This is a genomic window from Campylobacter sp. RM15925 (assembly GCF_012978775.1).
Lineage (GTDB): Bacteria > Campylobacterota > Campylobacteria > Campylobacterales > Campylobacteraceae > Campylobacter_A > Campylobacter_A canis.
Map to the genome: position 1 here is coordinate 13,735 of NZ_LIWP01000014.1, position 16,558 is coordinate 30,292.

The 16,558-nt window shown below is 35.4% G+C and carries 9 protein-coding genes; 5 read left to right on the forward strand and 4 right to left on the reverse strand.

Annotated features, from left to right (window positions below):
- Position 1: 1 nt before the first annotated feature.
- From CDOM15925_RS08355 to CDOM15925_RS08370, 4 genes are read left to right on the forward strand one after another with little or no spacing between them, the layout of a single operon-like run.
- The gene (locus tag CDOM15925_RS08355) at positions 2-2,743 is read left to right on the forward strand and encodes a glycosyltransferase (protein WP_169942958.1); all 2,742 of its coding nucleotides are present in this window, start codon (positions 2-4) and stop codon (positions 2,741-2,743) included.
- Positions 2,743-3,774: a GDP-mannose 4,6-dehydratase gene (gene gmd, locus CDOM15925_RS08360; RefSeq protein WP_169942959.1), complete on the forward strand. Its 1,032-nt coding sequence runs from the start codon at positions 2,743-2,745 to the stop codon at positions 3,772-3,774. Before CDOM15925_RS08355 ends, gmd begins: the two co-directional genes overlap by 1 nt.
- Positions 3,764-4,636, forward strand: a complete 873-nt coding sequence (locus CDOM15925_RS08365) for an NAD-dependent epimerase/dehydratase family protein (protein ID WP_169942960.1) — start codon at positions 3,764-3,766, stop codon at positions 4,634-4,636. The genes gmd and CDOM15925_RS08365 overlap by 11 nt, the downstream gene beginning before the upstream one ends.
- Positions 4,626-5,795, forward strand: a complete 1,170-nt coding sequence (locus CDOM15925_RS08370; protein WP_169942961.1) for a glycosyltransferase family 4 protein — start codon at positions 4,626-4,628, stop codon at positions 5,793-5,795. The genes CDOM15925_RS08365 and CDOM15925_RS08370 overlap by 11 nt, the downstream gene beginning before the upstream one ends.
- On the opposite strand, the gene CDOM15925_RS08375 is transcribed toward CDOM15925_RS08370, so the two are convergent.
- From CDOM15925_RS08375 to CDOM15925_RS08390, 4 genes are read right to left on the reverse strand one after another with little or no spacing between them, the layout of a single operon-like run.
- The gene (locus tag CDOM15925_RS08375; RefSeq protein ID WP_169942962.1) at positions 5,788-7,071 is read right to left on the reverse strand and encodes a TolC family protein; all 1,284 of its coding nucleotides are present in this window, start codon (positions 7,069-7,071) and stop codon (positions 5,788-5,790) included. The genes CDOM15925_RS08370 and CDOM15925_RS08375 overlap by 8 nt on opposite strands.
- Complete coding sequence (locus tag CDOM15925_RS08380) at positions 7,061-8,344, reverse strand: HlyD family type I secretion periplasmic adaptor subunit (protein ID WP_169942963.1); 1,284 nt, start codon at positions 8,342-8,344, stop codon at positions 7,061-7,063. Before CDOM15925_RS08380 ends, CDOM15925_RS08375 begins: the two co-directional genes overlap by 11 nt.
- Entirely contained in the window at positions 8,341-10,065 is a 1,725-nt protein-coding gene (locus CDOM15925_RS08385) for a type I secretion system permease/ATPase (protein WP_169942964.1), read from the reverse strand. The genes CDOM15925_RS08380 and CDOM15925_RS08385 overlap by 4 nt, the downstream gene beginning before the upstream one ends.
- Positions 10,062-11,156 (reverse strand): SapC family protein, encoded by a 1,095-nt coding sequence (locus tag CDOM15925_RS08390; RefSeq protein WP_169942965.1) that lies wholly within the window; start codon positions 11,154-11,156, stop codon positions 10,062-10,064. The genes CDOM15925_RS08385 and CDOM15925_RS08390 overlap by 4 nt, the downstream gene beginning before the upstream one ends.
- A 337-nt stretch (positions 11,157-11,493) precedes the next feature.
- Here CDOM15925_RS08390 and CDOM15925_RS08395 point away from each other — a divergent pair, with 337 nt between their 5' ends.
- Positions 11,494-15,948, forward strand: a complete 4,455-nt coding sequence (locus CDOM15925_RS08395; RefSeq protein WP_169942966.1) for a DUF4214 domain-containing protein — start codon at positions 11,494-11,496, stop codon at positions 15,946-15,948.
- Positions 15,949-16,558: the final 610 nt, after the last annotated feature.

Sequence of the window (16,558 nt, forward strand, 5' to 3'; positions counted from 1 at the left end):
TATGCAGTCTATCTTGATTGATCTAGGCTTTAAAAATGATATAGACATGTCAAAATTTCAAGATTTTAGTAGTAGTGATATAGAGTTTTTAATATGTTCAAATAAAGATGTCGATACTTCAAATTTGAGAAAAAAACTAAAAAAATTTAAATTGTATATATTTGAACCAACATTGCATATAAGCGATATCAATGAAATAAACAAGTTAAAAAGATATTTTTTAAAAAATACAAATTCGATTTCAATTGTTTCATATGATGAATTTATAGACAAAAAAATCCAAGAAGATATAATACTAAACACTGAAAGAGAATTAAATATTAAGCCTATGCTTGCATTTTTTTCTCCAATCCCAAATGAAAAAACAGGAGTAAGTCTTTATAGTGAAGAGTTGCTAGAAGAGCTTGTCAACTATTATCAAATAACTATAATTGTTGAAAAGTTATCGAATATAAGAGAAGATTTAAAAAAAATATATAATGTACAAGAAGTTGGCTATTTCTTAAAAAATGCAGATAGATTCGATCGTATCATCTATCAAATAGGCGGTTCATCCTATCATCTTTATATGTATGAGATCATAAAAAAGTTTGAAGGTGTTGTTGTTTTTCATGATTTTTATATGTCTCAGCTTTATTATTCTGGGGATCTGCGGTATACACACTTATTTTATGACGAGCTTTATTACTCACACGGATTTAAAATTTTTGATTTTTTAAAAGAGAGTGGGCTGGGTCAAACTATACTAAATTATCCTGCTAATTTAATGCTTATCGACAATTCTCTTGGCATAATAACTCACTCTAATGAGCCAAAGAGGATTTTTGATTCGCTTTATGGACCTAGCGATGATTTTTTTTCATTTATTCCTTTATTAAGAAAACCTGCTAAATGTATTGAAAAAAACGAGAGCAAAAAAAGGCTAAATTTACCTCAGCATAAATTTATCATCTCAACTTTTGGGTATATAGGCTCTACAAAGCTTACTTTAGAGATTGTAAGAGCATTTTCAAAATTAGATACAATAGTTAAAGATAACTCTTTATTGCTTATAGTTGGTCAAAGTACGAGCGATCATTATATGGATATGATAAAAAACAGTGTAGCTGAAAATTCAATACAAGAAAATGTTAAATTTGTAGGCTGGAGCGACAACGAGAGCTACAAAGATTATTTAAATGCTACTGATTTGGCTATACAGTTAAGAAGCGACTCTAGAGGAGAGAGCTCTGCTGCTGTTCTTGATTGTTTTAACTACTCTTTGCCTACAATTATAAATAATCACGGTTCCATGAGAGATCTTCCAAGAGATAGCGCATATTTTATAGAAGAAAAGTTTAGTATAGATGAGCTTACTGAAGCAATTAATAAAATTTATACCGACCGTGCTTTAAGAGAAGAGCTTGCAAGCAACTCAAAAGAGTATCTTGATAAAGTTCACAATCCTCAAATTTGTGCCAAAATGTATTATGAGACTGTGGAGCAAATTTATGCAAAAAAGCCTATTTTAAAAGAGATGATTAAAGATTTTAAAGATTCAAACAGTGATTTGATAATGCTTTCAAAGGCCATATCGTCAGTTAAAAAACCTCTTTTTAGACAAAAAACAATTTTTATTGACATTACGGCAGTATATACTCATGACTTAAAAACAGGTATTCAAAGAGTGGTTAGAGCTCAACTTCTTATGCTTTTACAAGTCACTAAAGATTATAGAGTTGAGCCTGTCTATTATGATGAAAAACACTCTTCTTATTTTTACGCAAGAGACTTCATGAAGAAAATTTACGGCTTAAAAGAGTTAAATTGTAAAAATGAGATCATAGATATTCATGAAGGCGATATATTTTATGGGCTTGATTATATACCGGCAAACTCTGTTAATGCACATAAAAATGGCATTTATAAAGAATTTAAAGCCAAGGGGGCAAGAGTATTTTTTGTTGTGTATGATAATATTCCTATATCTCATCCTTATTTCTTTCCGCCAGAAATACACAAAGACCATGTTTTGTGGTTAAGAGAGATAACAAGCTTTGCAGATGGACTTATTTGCATATCAGAAAGTGTGGCGGGAGAAGTTAAAAAGTATATAAAAGAAAATAATTTAAATATGCCGCCTATAATCAAAAGCATGAAGCTTGGATGTGATATTAAATCATCTTTGCCTGCGCTAGGACTTGATGTTAAATCGAAAGAAATTCTAAGAAAGATATCATCAAAGCCTACATTTTTGATGGTAGGCACACTTGAGCCAAGAAAGGGGCATGATGCCGGAATTAAAGCTTTTGATATGCTATGGCAAAAAGGTTATGATATAAATTTAGTTATTGTTGGCAAGATGGGTTGGATGGTCGATTCTTTGAAAAGCATGGTGCTAAATCATCACGAAAAAGACAATAAGCTAATTTATCTAAATTTTGTAAGTGATGAGATGCTTGATGAAATTTATAAAAACTCAAGTTGCCTAATAGCCGCAAGTAGAGCCGAGGGTTTTGGCTTGCCACTTGTTGAAGCGGCGATGCATAAAATTCCTATAATAGCAAGAGATCTTGATGTCTTTAAAGAAGTTTCAAATGGCTCTGCTACATTTTTCTCAAGCGATGAGCATTTGGCTGGCATAATAGCCAAATGGTTGGAGGATTTTAAGGAGTCAAGGCATATTAGATCAGATAGAGTTGAACTTGTTTCGTGGCAGGAAAGTGCTATGCAGGCATATAAAATTTTAACAGGAGATTTTTAATGAAAAAAGCTTTGATTACGGGTGTAACCGGACAAGACGGTGCGTATCTTGCAAAGTATCTGCTAGAGCTTGGATACTTGGTTTATGGTACATGTAGGAGAACGGCTAGTTTAAATTTGTGGAGACTTGAAGAGCTTGGAGTGCTTGAAAATCCAAATTTGAAAATTATCGAGATGGATTTAACAGACGCTTTTAATATTATAAGCGTAGTTTCAGAAATTCGTCCTCATGAAATTTACAATTTGGCCGCTCAAAGCTTTGTAGGAGTAAGCTTTAAAGAGCCTTTTCATACGGCAAATGTAACCGCTCTTGGAGTATTAAATTTGCTTGAAGCCATAAGAATAGTAGATAAAGATATTAAATTTTACCAAGCAAGCACATCTGAGATGTTTGGTTTGGTTCAAGAGGTTCCACAAAGAGAGAATACTCCGTTTTATCCGCGCTCTCCTTATGGAGTTGCGAAGCTTTACGGACATTTTATAACGGTAAATTATAGGGAAAGCTACGGTATATTTGGAAGCAGTGGAATTTTATTTAACCACGAAAGCCCTCTTAGAGGACTTGAATTTGTAACAAGAAAGATTACAAACACTGCCGCTAAAATAGCGTTAAAAAAGGCTAATGTATTAGAGCTTGGAAATCTTGATGCTAAGCGCGACTGGGGATATGCTTATGAATATGTTCAAGGAATGTATAAAATTTTACAGCATCATACGCCTGATACTTTTGTGCTTGCAACAGGCAAGACTACTACTGTAAGGGACTTTGTATCGCTTGCATTTAAAGCGCTTGACATAGAGCTTAAATTTGAAGGCGAGGGCGAGAGTGAAATTGGGCTTGACAAGAGTGGCAACGTGCTGGTAAGAGTAAACCCTGAATTTTATAGACCTGCTGAAGTTGATCTTCTAATAGGCGATGCAACAAAGGCTAAAAATGAGCTTGGATGGGAGGCGCAAACTTCACTTGAAGAGCTTTGCAAAATGATGGTAAAAGCGGATATTAAAAAGATCGAGAGCGGTTTTGAGTTCTAAAGTTTTTATTACGGGAGCCGATGGTTTTACAGGTTTTTATTTATCACACTATCTGGAAAAATCAGGATATGAAGTCATTAAAGCCTCAATAAAAAAACAAAAAGAAGGTTTTGTGTATTGTGATATATGTAATAAAGAGAGCATAAAGATAGCTCTTAATCATACAAATCCTGAATTTGTTATACATCTCGCCGCAATATCCTTTGCTCCAAGTGATCCGGATCTCATAGATAAAGTGAATGTTGGCGGAAGCGAGAATTTGCTTGAGTGTTTAGAGATGCTTGAAAAAAAACCAAAAAGAGTGATCTTGGTAAGTTCGGCTTCTGTTTATGGGGCGCAAAGTAGTGAAATTTTATCTGAAAATTTAGAGCCAAATCCACTTTCGGCTTATGCAAAGAGCAAATTTAAAATGGAGCAAACGGCTCTAAAAAGTAGCCTTGATATCATTATCACCCGTCCATTTAACTATACGGGAGTAGGGCAAGCTATAAGCTTTTTGATACCTAAAATAGTATCTCATTTTAAAGAAAAAAAATCTACTATCGAATTAGGAAATTTAACTCCCAAGCGGGAGTATAATAGCGTTTTGGATGTGGTTAAAATTTATGAAAAACTGCTTCATGCAAAAAGCGAGCATAAAATTTTTAACATAGGTTCTGGAGTCGGATATGGCGTGGGCGACATAGTAAGGTTTATGCAAGAAATTTCAGGACATAACATTAATATCCTTCAAAATCCAAAATTTATAAGAAGCGATGAGGCTGAAATTTTGCTGGCCGATATTTCAAGGCTAAAAGAGCTTGGTATAAATATTTGTAAAAGCGATATAAAAGAGATTTTAAAGTGGATGTATGAAAGCTAAAATTTTAGTTGATACAAAGTCACTACTTTCTTCTTTGTCCGGTGTAGGAAGATATGCTTATGAGGTTTCAAGAGGTCTTGATAAGGATAAATTTGATGCTTATTTTAATTACGGTTTTATATCGCAAGAGATCATTTTGCCTAAGAAGCAAGATGCTTTGTCTGTAAAAGATTTATATAGAAAAAAAATTACAAGAGCCTTAAAAGCTATTTTTATTTTTTTTCCGACATGGTTTAAGACCATCACAAGAGTCGTGCTAAAAAAATTAAACGAATATAGACTAAAAGAATACAAATTTGATATATATTTTCAGCCAAATTTTATACCGCTTGACGTAAATGCAAAATTTATAGTAGTTACCATACATGATCTTGCTTTTATCAAGCATAAAGAGTTTCATCCAAAAGATAGAATTGAATTTTTTGATAAATTTTTTGTGAAAAATATTTCAAAAGCCGATAAAATCATAACTGTTTCAAATTTTATTAAAAAAGAGATAGTTGCTACTCTTGAAATAGATAGCAAGGATGTAGAGGTTATATATAACGGCTATGATGAAAACGTATTTTATAAAAGAGATAAAATTGCTCAAACAAGCTTAAAAGATGAGCTTGATTTAAAAAAAGAGTTTATTTTGTTTGTCGGTTCAATCGAGCCTAGAAAAAATTTAAAAACACTTATTAAGGCGTATAATATTTTGGATAAAAGCCTGCAAGATAAGTTTGATTTGGTTATAGTAGGCGCTAAAGGCTGGCAAAATTCCGATATTCACGGACTTATAAAACAAAATAAAAATATCAAATTTCTAGGTTATATAGATGATGAGAGTTTAGCCACTCTTTATAGTGCCGCAACCGTTTTTGTCTATCCTTCCGTTTATGAAGGATTCGGTATCCCTCCGCTTGAAGCGATGGCTTGCGGATGTCCGGTGATACTTTCTGATATAGAAGTTTTTAGAGAAATTTATGACTCTAAGGCAATCTTTTTTGACACGTTAAATGAATTGGATTTGAAATTAAAATTGAGTGACTTATTAAACGATAAAAATGAGCAAATAATGCTTGCGGAGTGCGGATTAGAATTTTGTAAGCAATTTACTTGGGCAAAATCCGCTAAGGCGCACTCCGATCTGTTTTTAAGCCTGAAAAATTCTATTTGAAAGCATTTTCCAGATTATTCATGCTTTCAGAGGTGATATTATTTACTAAGCCTTCAAGTTCAAGATATGAGGACACCACGTTATAAGCGGTTGTAAGAGCGTCATTTCTGATCTTGTGTACTCTTGCTTTGGCATCAAGCAAATCAACTATATTTTTCAAGCCTTCTTGATATCCTCTTTCGATGGAAAGTTCGTAAATTTTAGCATTTTCAAGAGATTGCAAGACTATATCATACTCTTGTATGTAGTTTTGAAAGTCGCTTATCTTTTGTCTTTGCGAGATATCAACGCTCTTTTGGATATCGTTTTGTCTTGCGATGCTTGCTTGTCGTAGCAATTCGGCTTCTTGAGCCCTATATGTCGTAAGACCGCTTGAAAAGATAGGGATACTAAGCCTTATCATTGTTTCCACACGGTTTTCTTTGTCTCCAAAATTTTTATTATCTATATAGTCGTTTTTTGAGTATCCTATAGAAAAATCAACCGTCGGAAGATGTTCGCTCTTTCTCTTCGAGTACTCTTTTTCAGCTATCTGGGTTCCTATTAGGCTTTGCTGATATTGTATGTTTTTGTTTGTGTCGTTAAATTTAGCCACAGCGATATTTTTAAAGAAATTTATATCCAAATTTGCAAGATGATTTTTTACTTCTACATCTTTTCCTATTAGTTTATTAAGGGCGATTCTTGCTATATCTATGTCTCTTTGAGCCTTACTTACTCCAAGTATAGACTCGTCATATCTTACCTTTGATTCAAGCATATCCATTTTGTTCGTAAGACCCAAGGATAAAGATTTTTCCATCTGCTCAAGTCTTGCTTTATTCGCCTCGTTGTAGCTTTGAGCTAGTTTTAAATTCTCGCTTGTATAAACAAGATCAAAATAAGCTTTTGCAACACGTTTGGCAAGCTCTTGCCTGTTTAATTCTAAATTTAGCCTGCTTTCTTCTTTTCTTAAAGCTTCTTGATCTTTTTGATAGTATAAAGAGGGTTGAAAAATTTGCTGTCTAAGTGTAACTCCATAGCTTCTATAGCTTTCATCAACCTCTTTTTTGTATCTATCATACTTGTCTCCTCTATAGCTTGCATCTGCGGACACGGTAGGAAATAGTTGCGAAACGCTTTGTTTATACTTCTCTGCCGTAGCTAAATTCGTATATATATAATATCTATACTCCTGATCGTTTTCAAGCGCCATATGGTATGCCTGTGAGAGACTTATGCTTTCTGCTAAAATTAGTGCAGGCAAACCTAAAAAGGCTAAAATTTTAATCTTCATTGAAAGCCCTTTGGAACATATTCGTAAATGGGTTTAAGATATAGCTTAAGACAGTTCTATCACCCGTTCTTACCATTACTTCTGCCGGCATACCGGGGATTAAAAAGAATTTATTTCTTTCAAGCTCTTTTATGCCATCTTCGGTAAGCTTTATCTTTATCTCGTAAAACTGATGCCCTTGATTATCTTGCAAGCTATCAGCAGAGATATATATCACTTCGCCCTCTATTACATGAGCTTGCTGGAGTTCAAATGCGCTAAATCTTACGTCCGCAATCAATCCTATCGTAACCTTGTCTACATCTGTCAAATTCATCTTTGCATCCACTAGATATTCGCTGCTATCAGGCACTATATTCATTATGACCTCTCCTGATCTGACAACTCCGCCTACAGTATGAGCTGTCATCCCTACTACGGTACCGCCGATTGGCGCTTTTATCATGGTTCTGTCTAGCTGATCGTTAAGTGCGATATATCTTGATCTAAGATCGGTTATAACTTTTTTAACGTCTTCAAGCTTTTTTAATACGTCTTCCTTGAATGTCCTCTCTCTTAAAATGATTTGAGATTTTGTCTCGGTTATCTGCACATTTAGCCTTGCGATATCTGCGACGCTTGAAGCGATTTCGCCATCAACCGCAACTTTTTCGCGTTTAGAATCCCTTAGCCTTATCTTGTCACTTAATTGCTCTTTATAAAGCCTCTCCCACTCTTTTATCTCCTCTTCAAGAGAATTTGATCTTAGCTTTCTTGAAGCGATAATAGCATTTAAGCTATCGATCTGCTTACGAAGTTGAGTTATGCGCTGATTTAAAATTTCTTTTTCGTCTTCAAGCAACTTTTTTTGCTCTTTAAATATGCTTACTTGACCTTTTGCAGCCTCTTCAAACCCCTTCATGCCTCTTACTTCATCGCTAAATTTTATCTCCTTTTCATCATCTCTTTGAGCTATTAGCCTGGCTTCTACCACGCTATTTTGCAAAAATTCACTCTGGGCTATCTCAAGTTCGGCTTGAAGTCTTGCGTTTTTTATCTCTATTAGCACATCTCCTGCTTTTACCTTGTCTCCGTCTTTAACGTGAATTTTATCTATCACGCCACCCTCTAGGTGCTGTACTACCTTTTTATCGTTGACCACGCTTACCTTGCCTACTGCAACGGCAGCATTTTTAAGCGGAGCAAGTGCGGCCCAGCCACCAAAAACCACGACAAGCAAAAATATAAAGACTAATCCCGCTCTAATCGTTCCTCTTTCGTCAGATAGTATCATTTGCTCTCCTCTATGGATTCAGGTTTTGCCTCTTGTCTAACTTGGGCTTGATTTTTGGTAAGCTCCCTTAAGACCGCATCTCTTGCGCCAAAATACGCTAGCTTGCCGCCGGCAAGTACCGCTATCTTATCAACTATACCCAGTATATTTAGCTTGTGAGTTATGAGTATTATCGTAGACTTTCCTTTCATATTTAGAAGCGATTGCTGAAGCGCTCTTTCTCCGGCTTCATCCAAGCTAGCGTTTGGTTCATCCAGTACTATTATCTTTGGAGATTTATAAAAAGCTCTTGCAAGGGCGATTCTTTGTCTTTGTCCACCACTTAGTCCCGAGCCTCCGCCTATTAGTCTGGTATCATATCCATCCGGTAAATTTAGTATCATCTCATGGACGTTTGCCATTTTTGCCGCTTTTATTATCTCTTCTGAGTCAAGCTCGCCGAATCTTGCTATATTTTCAGCAACCGTTCCTTCAAACAGCTCTATATCTTGAGGCAAGTATCCTACGAATTCTCCAAGATGATCACTGTCGTAGTGATTTATATCGGCTCCGTCTATCCTTACAGTGCCTTTAAACAAAGGCCATACACCAAGCACGGCGCGCGCTAATGAGCTTTTTCCTGCAGCGCTTGGTCCTATGATGGCACACATATCTCCTGCATTTAGGCCAAAGCTTACATCTATCAAAGAGAGATTTTTTGAGTTAGGAGGAAGCACCGAGATACCTTGACATTCTATATATCCGCTCGGATCAGGAAGTCTTGTTTTGTTGCTTTCTGCCGGAAATTCGGTTAAGAATTTATCCAGCCTTTCATAGCTTTCTTTTGCTCCTTTATAGTTTTTCCAGCTGGCTATTAGTATATCAAGTGGAGCAAGGGCTCTACCCATGATGATAGAACCTGCTATCATCATGCCCGGAGTTAGTTCATTTTTTACAACCAGATAGGCACCAAGACCCAGCATCAAGGACTGGAATGTTACGCGTGCTGTTTTACTGATGTTTGCATAAATTCCGGCCATTGCACTGGCTTCCGAGTGAGAATTTAAAAACTCGTCGTGTTTGGCTTCCCAAATTTTTCTTAAATTTTTATTCATACCCATAGCTTGTATGGTCTCTGAATTTCTTAGGTTAAGATCTACAAATCTCATCTCTTTAGAATAGCTATCATTTGAGTTTTTAAGGCCATCCTTGGTAGCCTTTTCGTTAAGAAGCGCTAGTATAAAAAGACAAATTGCCGCAAATATACTAAACCAGCCATACATAGGATGGAACAAAAAAAGTATGCCAATATATATAGGCATCCAAGGTGCATCAAGGAATGCAAATACTCCATTTGCGCTTAGATATTGCTTGATAGTGTTTAGATCTCTCATTGCCTGTGATGTAGTCTTTGACGGATTTTTTGCAGCTAGCTTAAATATAGCGTCATAAATTCTGCCCGACAAATTTCTATCTATCTGATTTGCAAAGATTATCAGCACTCTTGATCTTAATATCTCAAATGCACCCATCGTAACAAATAAAAACACCACTATAAGCGTAATCATAGTAAGTGTATCAAGGCTTCTTGATGTAACTACGCGCCCGTAAAGCTGAAGCATATACAAAGGCGGCGTAAGCATCAAGATATTTACAAACATACTAAAGATGCCCGCATATATAAGGCACTTTTTTGATTTTAAAAGTATGCTTTTTAGTTCATTTTCTTTTTTATCTTTCATTTTTCAAGTATCCTTGTAGCAAGAGTTTGAAAATTTGAAAGGCTGCTTAAATGGATATTGATAAGATCCATATATCCGTTTCTTACAAACATCGCAAGAGTTTTATCATCCAGTTCGTTTAATTTAGCTTTACTTACTATGCAAAATCCTTTTATAAGCACATACTCTTCATCTGCTACTTTTAAATTTAGCTCTTTTTCAACTAATATACGTGATTTTTTAAGCTCTTGCATCATGCTTTGCGTTCTTGCAAAATCCGCATCATAGTTTTTAAGTGAGGATATAACTCTTTTTAAAAATTCGCTTCTATTTTCTTCTTGGTCAAATAAAATTTCACCCTCGCTGCTCTTTGTTAATTGGTTTGAGTCCATATCTACGCAAAGAACTTTTTTACCGTCAGCATTACCCAATAAAAACGGATAGTTTTTAAGGCTAGCTGGCACATATCCTTTGAAATTTTCATCTATCATAACATTATCAGTTTGTCCTAAAAGAACTACCATGGTAGGCACTACTTCGTTTGTAAATACTATGCAGAAATTTTCAGCGCATTTTTTCATCTCTGCTACTGTTATTTTAGCTACTGGAGTATTTGGTATATCTCCTCCTAGATATTTTAAGTCTTTGTGCTCTTGTGAGTTTAAAGCTACTATATTCACGTTCTTCCTTTTTTTGATATTTTTTATATTATGTTTTTTATCTATACTTATGCTTTTGCTACTTTTTACAAAAATCGTTCCGCCGTTTTGCTCTATAAATTTAGCTATATCGTCTTTTTCGTTATCTCCAACCAATGTTACACTGTATCTATATATCTTTCCGTTTTCGTCTTTATTCTCTCTATTTTTATTTCTCTCTCTTACAAAAGAGCTATTTAAAATTTGCATAAATTTAACTATGTCTTTACTTTCTATATATAGTATTATATTGTTTTTTCCTATATAGTATCCGTAAATTTTAGTATCGTAGCGATCCGCTATATCTAAAAGTTTTGTTTTATATATCTTTATTTCATCATCATTTTGGCAAAAATCACCGCTCTGTTTTATTAGAACTAGTCCTGATGATATCTCTCTTGGTTTTCTTCCCATATTTGCTTCAATCTTCCTTATTTAAAATTAAAAATACTTTCTAGAAACGCAATTCTAATACTTTATTCTTAATATTAAATTAAAAAGTGCCAAAGTAATTAAAAAATATATTAAATTTTTGATACTTTATATTGAATTTACGTTACTTTTAATTCAAAATTAAACTATTTTATAAATTTTTGTGTTATAATAGCTCTTAAGTATTTGTAAAAGTACTATCGATAGTAGGTAGCACAGAGAGCAAATCTAGTAGGCTCATCTGCGATTACCCTATCTCGGTTGGTTCTACTAGACATGGTCTTTACAACTACCAAATTTTATTTTATAAGGAGTCCTTATGGCTTTAACACAAACACAAGTTTCTCAACTTTATGTTACTCTATTCGGTAGAGCATCTGAAGGTTCGGGAAACAAATACTGGCAAGCACAGTCAGACATGGCGGTTGCAGCGCAAATGATGCTAGACACTGCTGCTGCTAAGACATATTTTGGCACATCTATGGATGACAACCAAAAATTTATAGAGCACATCTATAAAAATACCCTAAATAAAACTGTTGCAGAGGATGCTGCAGGTATTAAATTCTGGGTTGATGCATTAAATGCTGGAAATTCTCGTGGCTTTATAGCTTCTGAGCTTCTTAAGGCTGCTGTAGATCCTAAAAATGCTGGTCAAGCACAAGATTTATTTAACAATAAAGTGGCTATTTCTGACTATACAGCTGGCAAAGTACAAAATGTAGCATCGGCTTCAGCAGCTGATCTTAAACCATTTGTTGATGCATTAAGTAAAGTTACTCATGATCCTGCTACAATTGCTACGGCTAAAGCTTTCGTAGATACTATACCAGATGCTGCTGCAGATACAAGCACTGATTGGGTTTCTACTCCGGCAACTCCGGGAGAGACTTTCACTCTTACTAACCATACTGATACAGCCACTGCAAACGTGTTTAACGCTCCTATGACATACAATCCTGCAGGAACAGACAGAATTCTTTCTCTTCAAGATGAAGACGTATTGACAGGTACTGCCGGTAGAACAGACAATACATTAAACGTTACATTGGGTATGCAAAATGCTAATGAAGGAACAGGCGACGCAAGAACTCCGGTTCTTAAAAACATTCAGTATCTTAATGCTAAAGTAACAGGCGATGTAAACAAACTTGACTTAAGATATGCTGACAGTTTAACTAAAGTTAATGTTGATCAAGTAACTTTAAACGCAAGTGATAATGTTAAAGTTCTTAACATAGGAACAAAGCTTGAAGGTATGAGAGTAGCTAATGCTGCTAAAGAAACTGCTAATATTAACTTCCAGTTTAAAGAAGGAGTACTGGCAGGAACAGCAGATAAAGGTCTTTTAGAACTTAATCAAGTTTTAGCCAAAGATGTTATTATTGATAGCCAATCGGCAACTCCGGAAGGCTATGAAAAACTAGATCTAACATCTAAGAGCAATGTTGATATAGATAAGCTTGTTGTAAATCAACTGCAAGAGCTTACTATCAAAGGAAGTGGAAAACTTCAAATAGCTAACCTTAAAATAAATGATGCCAACCAACCTGAATTCACTAAAGTTGAAGCTGGTGGTATAGTTGCGGCAGGCTCTACTGGTCTTACAAAACTTGATGCATCAGGATTTAACGGCAAATTAACTCTTGATATATCAGAAGTTATCAATCCTAAAACAAATCCATTTAGCTCAGGTAAAGATATCCCTGTTGATATAATAGGAAGTGGAAACGACGATGTATTCTACTCAACAAAATCACCGGGTAAAAACACTAAACTAAATACCGGCGCCGGAAATGATAAATTTGTTTTAATTTCTGCCGACATTCCTAATGACGGTGAGAAAATTACAAATTTAGAAGTTTTGGAGCTAAGAACACAGGGTGCGGCAAAAGGAAGTCAAAAAGTTGATTTTGATTCTTTTGACGATGCGTTAAATACGGTAGTTGTTCGCGATGAAACTCAAGCCGCAAATGTCGGAGATGATCCATTAACTCCACTAGATGAAACTGTAATTGCCAAATTTAAACTTGACAATGTTACAGAAAAATTTGCTAAAGAAGGCAAGATTGTTATAGAGCACTCTGCTACTACAGGCACTACCGAGGCTTATGAAAACCAAAAGAAACTAGGCGCTATCAAAGACGTAAATTTAGAAGTTAATCTAAAAGACGCTAGCGGTAAAGATGACACTGTTACGGTAGAAGTTGTAAATGCGAACAATACAGAGAAAATTTTCAACTACGAGATTAACGCTGACGGTATGAAAAAAGATCAAAAAGTTGAAAACATAACCGTTATTGACTCAGATACTGAAGATAACGTAGTTAAATTTATGGCTACTCATAAAGTAGGAGCTTTAGATGTCTCTGACCATATCGGAACTATAACCCTAAAAGGCGGCACTGAAAAACTTACTTACACAGTTGATGGCGACATCTTCGCTAAAACTTTAGACGCAAGTATGCAACTAAGTGATCTTAGACTAAGTGTTCAAGATCAACCTGCAGATATAGGTCAAACTATTAAGCTAGGTAAAGGTGACGATATTCTTACATTCTCTAAACTTGATGGATTTGATGCAAAAGACGTTCTTACTGATGCAGGCGGGCATGATGTGGTTAGAGCAGCATTTAGTAAAGATAGCGCTCTTACACTTGATGGCATAGAAGAGCTTCACTTAGTAGCTACTAAAAATGTTGAGCTTGACGTGGCTAAGGCTAATGTTGAGAAAGTTATCATTATGTCTGATAAGGCAGTTGATGGACAACCTAGCGCGGATAAGTCAAAACTTACTCCTGAGCCGTTTAACATCACTGCGGACGTAGATGTAACTGATATAATTACATTTAAAAACTCTAACTTAAAAGAACTTAACTTCTTCGGTGACCTTGATAGTGCTGATCAAGCTGGAACAGAAGCTGATCCGTTTGTAGATGAAGATAAGACTCAAAAATTCAACGGAGTTACTCTTAGAGACAACAAAGCCGAGGATCTTGCAATTAATATCAATGCAAGTCTTGACAGTGTTAAAGATGGTGCTACAAATTATGAAGTTGGACAAATCACGGTTCACGGTTCAAAAAATATCACTATAAATGTTGGTGACGAAGATAAAAAAGGTTCTGAAACTCTTATCCACAACATCTACGGTAAAGATATCAAGACTTTGGTTGCAAACGCTAAAGGAAACCTTGATCTTCAAACAGTTACGGCGGATGCTCAAAACAGAGGCATTACTCTTGTAGATGCTACCAAAGTTCTTGGAGACTTTAAAGCTAATGTTATAGCTCTTGGAGACAATGCGGAAGTTAAACTAGGCGATGGAGATAACGTATTTAGCGCTCTTAACTCAGCCGGTAAACTTATCAATATCGCAGCAGGAAAAGGTGATAATGAAATCGAAGGTTCTGCTCAATCAGACACTATAACCACAGGCAACGGACATAACGTTGTTAAAGCCGATAGAGGCGACAACGTAGTAACCGTAGGAAACGGTGATGATAAAGTTGAGGCAAAAGACGGTAACGATACCATAGTTCTAGGCGAAGGTTATGATAGCTTTGTTGACAACAAAGGAACAGCTCTTGATGCTACTAAGGCTACTACGGCAGTTACAAAAGAATTTGGTGCAGCTGCAATTGAGCTTGATATAGATGGCGATGATACAGTAGATGTTGACCAATGGATAGCTGTAGGCAAGGGCTCAGAACTTAAAGTTCAATGGGAGGGTTCTACTCTAAAAGCTGAAGGAACCGTTCTTGACGGCGCTAGAGCGACAGAATTAACTAATGCAAGCGCTACGGGAACAGGCGATGCTAATGCTAATCTATTCATTAGTAAAGTTACGGGAACTGCAACCAAATTTGTAGTTAACGGTAATGGCGGAAATGATGTATTTATAGAGTTCGGTAACGGCAATGCGGTTAAATTTAACGGTGGAGACGGTAACGATGCTGCAGTCGGCGGAGATAAGAGCGACCTATTCATAGGCGGTAAAGATGCCGACGTATTTGTAATGCAAAACACGAAGAATAAAGAATTGCCAGTGGATCTTAATAGTGATGGTGATACAGATGATCAAGGAGAAAAAACCGTACAAGACAAATATGTAGATAATGTTAAAATAGCCGACGGCGACTCTCTTGCAGGAAGCCATGACGTAGTTTATGGATTTGACGTAACTACCGCAACTGCAGCTACAATTTTAGCTGATGCTAGTGAAGCAGGAACAGCGGGCAGAGATGCGCTTGATCTTGATAACGGCTTTACGGCTCTTACTGCAAATGCTGCAAATACTGTAATAAATGGTGCCGATGCCGGTAAGATAAAAGCTCACGCTCAATCAGCTACAAACTTTATCACATTCTTTAGTGTTGATAATGGTGATGTTGGCAATCCAGGAACTGAAGGCAATTATGTTAATGCTGGTACAAGTGGAGTTGCCACCGACGGAACTCTTAACAATACATTAACAGCCGGTAAATATGATGCCGCAAGTAAGGCTATGATAATCAACGAGAAAAATCTAGCCGACGCTTTAGCTTACCTAGCTAAATTCTTTGACGGAAGCAACCAAACCGTGGCTTTCGCTTACGATAGAAACGGCGATGGTAAATATACAGATGCGGACAGCATATTTGTATTCCAAGATGGACACCTAGATACTGTAGTTGAGCTTGTAGGAACTATGGAATCAGGCGGTCTTACAAATGCTAAAGCAGGACTTCAAGCTCTTGCAGGCACAGCTGACGGTCTTATCTCTATCGGTTAATCAAAATACAACTTATAGAGTTTGATCTTTTAAGCCTCTCCTTTATGGAGAGGCTTTTTATTTTCTATCTAAAATTTTATTATTTACAATATAGATATTATAAAAGTGAAATACACAAATAAAACTTCTTGAAATTTTAGCTTATCTAATAATTAGAATAATCCATATCACACTTTGATTTGTTGCGGTTATTATTTTTACTAGGATTAAATATAATCAGTTTTCTAAGTTGTATTCAGATTTGATTATATATTTATCAAATTATGCAAATATTTTATATGTAGATTACTTGACAAAGTAATTAAGATTGCTGAGAATAAAACAAATCATCGCTTTAAGATTTGAAAAATTTATTTGAATTAACAAACGATACTTGGCTACAACTATTTTTATTGATAAATAGTATTTTACTAAATTTAATAATTTTGATTTGTTTTTAACTATGAATTATATAGTATTTGGATGGTAGCGAGTTAAGTTTTACATAATTTATACGATAAAATCAGATAAATCATTTGAGTAACAATCATATTAAGCTTGCTTTTAAGATTGATACCCTGTTTTGCCAACTAGATATTTTTTAAGAAATATTAAAATTACAATAATGATA

Bases quoted from the DNA above. Each gene is read 5' to 3' on its own strand.
- CDOM15925_RS08355 (WP_169942958.1), top strand. From the start codon at position 2: ATGCAGTCTATCTTGATTGATCTAGGCTTTAAAAATGATATAGACATG.
- gmd (WP_169942959.1), top strand. From the start codon at position 2,743: ATGAAAAAAGCTTTGATTACGGGTGTAACCGGACAAGACGGTGCGTAT.
- CDOM15925_RS08370 (WP_169942961.1), top strand. From the start codon at position 4,626: ATGAAAGCTAAAATTTTAGTTGATACAAAGTCACTACTTTCTTCTTTG.
- CDOM15925_RS08375 (WP_169942962.1), bottom strand. From the start codon at position 7,071: ATGAAGATTAAAATTTTAGCCTTTTTAGGTTTGCCTGCACTAATTTTA.
- CDOM15925_RS08380 (WP_169942963.1), bottom strand. From the start codon at position 8,344: ATGATACTATCTGACGAAAGAGGAACGATTAGAGCGGGATTAGTCTTT.
- CDOM15925_RS08385 (WP_169942964.1), bottom strand. From the start codon at position 10,065: ATGAAAGATAAAAAAGAAAATGAACTAAAAAGCATACTTTTAAAATCA.
- CDOM15925_RS08390 (WP_169942965.1), bottom strand. From the start codon at position 11,156: ATGGGAAGAAAACCAAGAGAGATATCATCAGGACTAGTTCTAATAAAA.
- CDOM15925_RS08395 (WP_169942966.1), top strand. From the start codon at position 11,494: ATGGCTTTAACACAAACACAAGTTTCTCAACTTTATGTTACTCTATTC.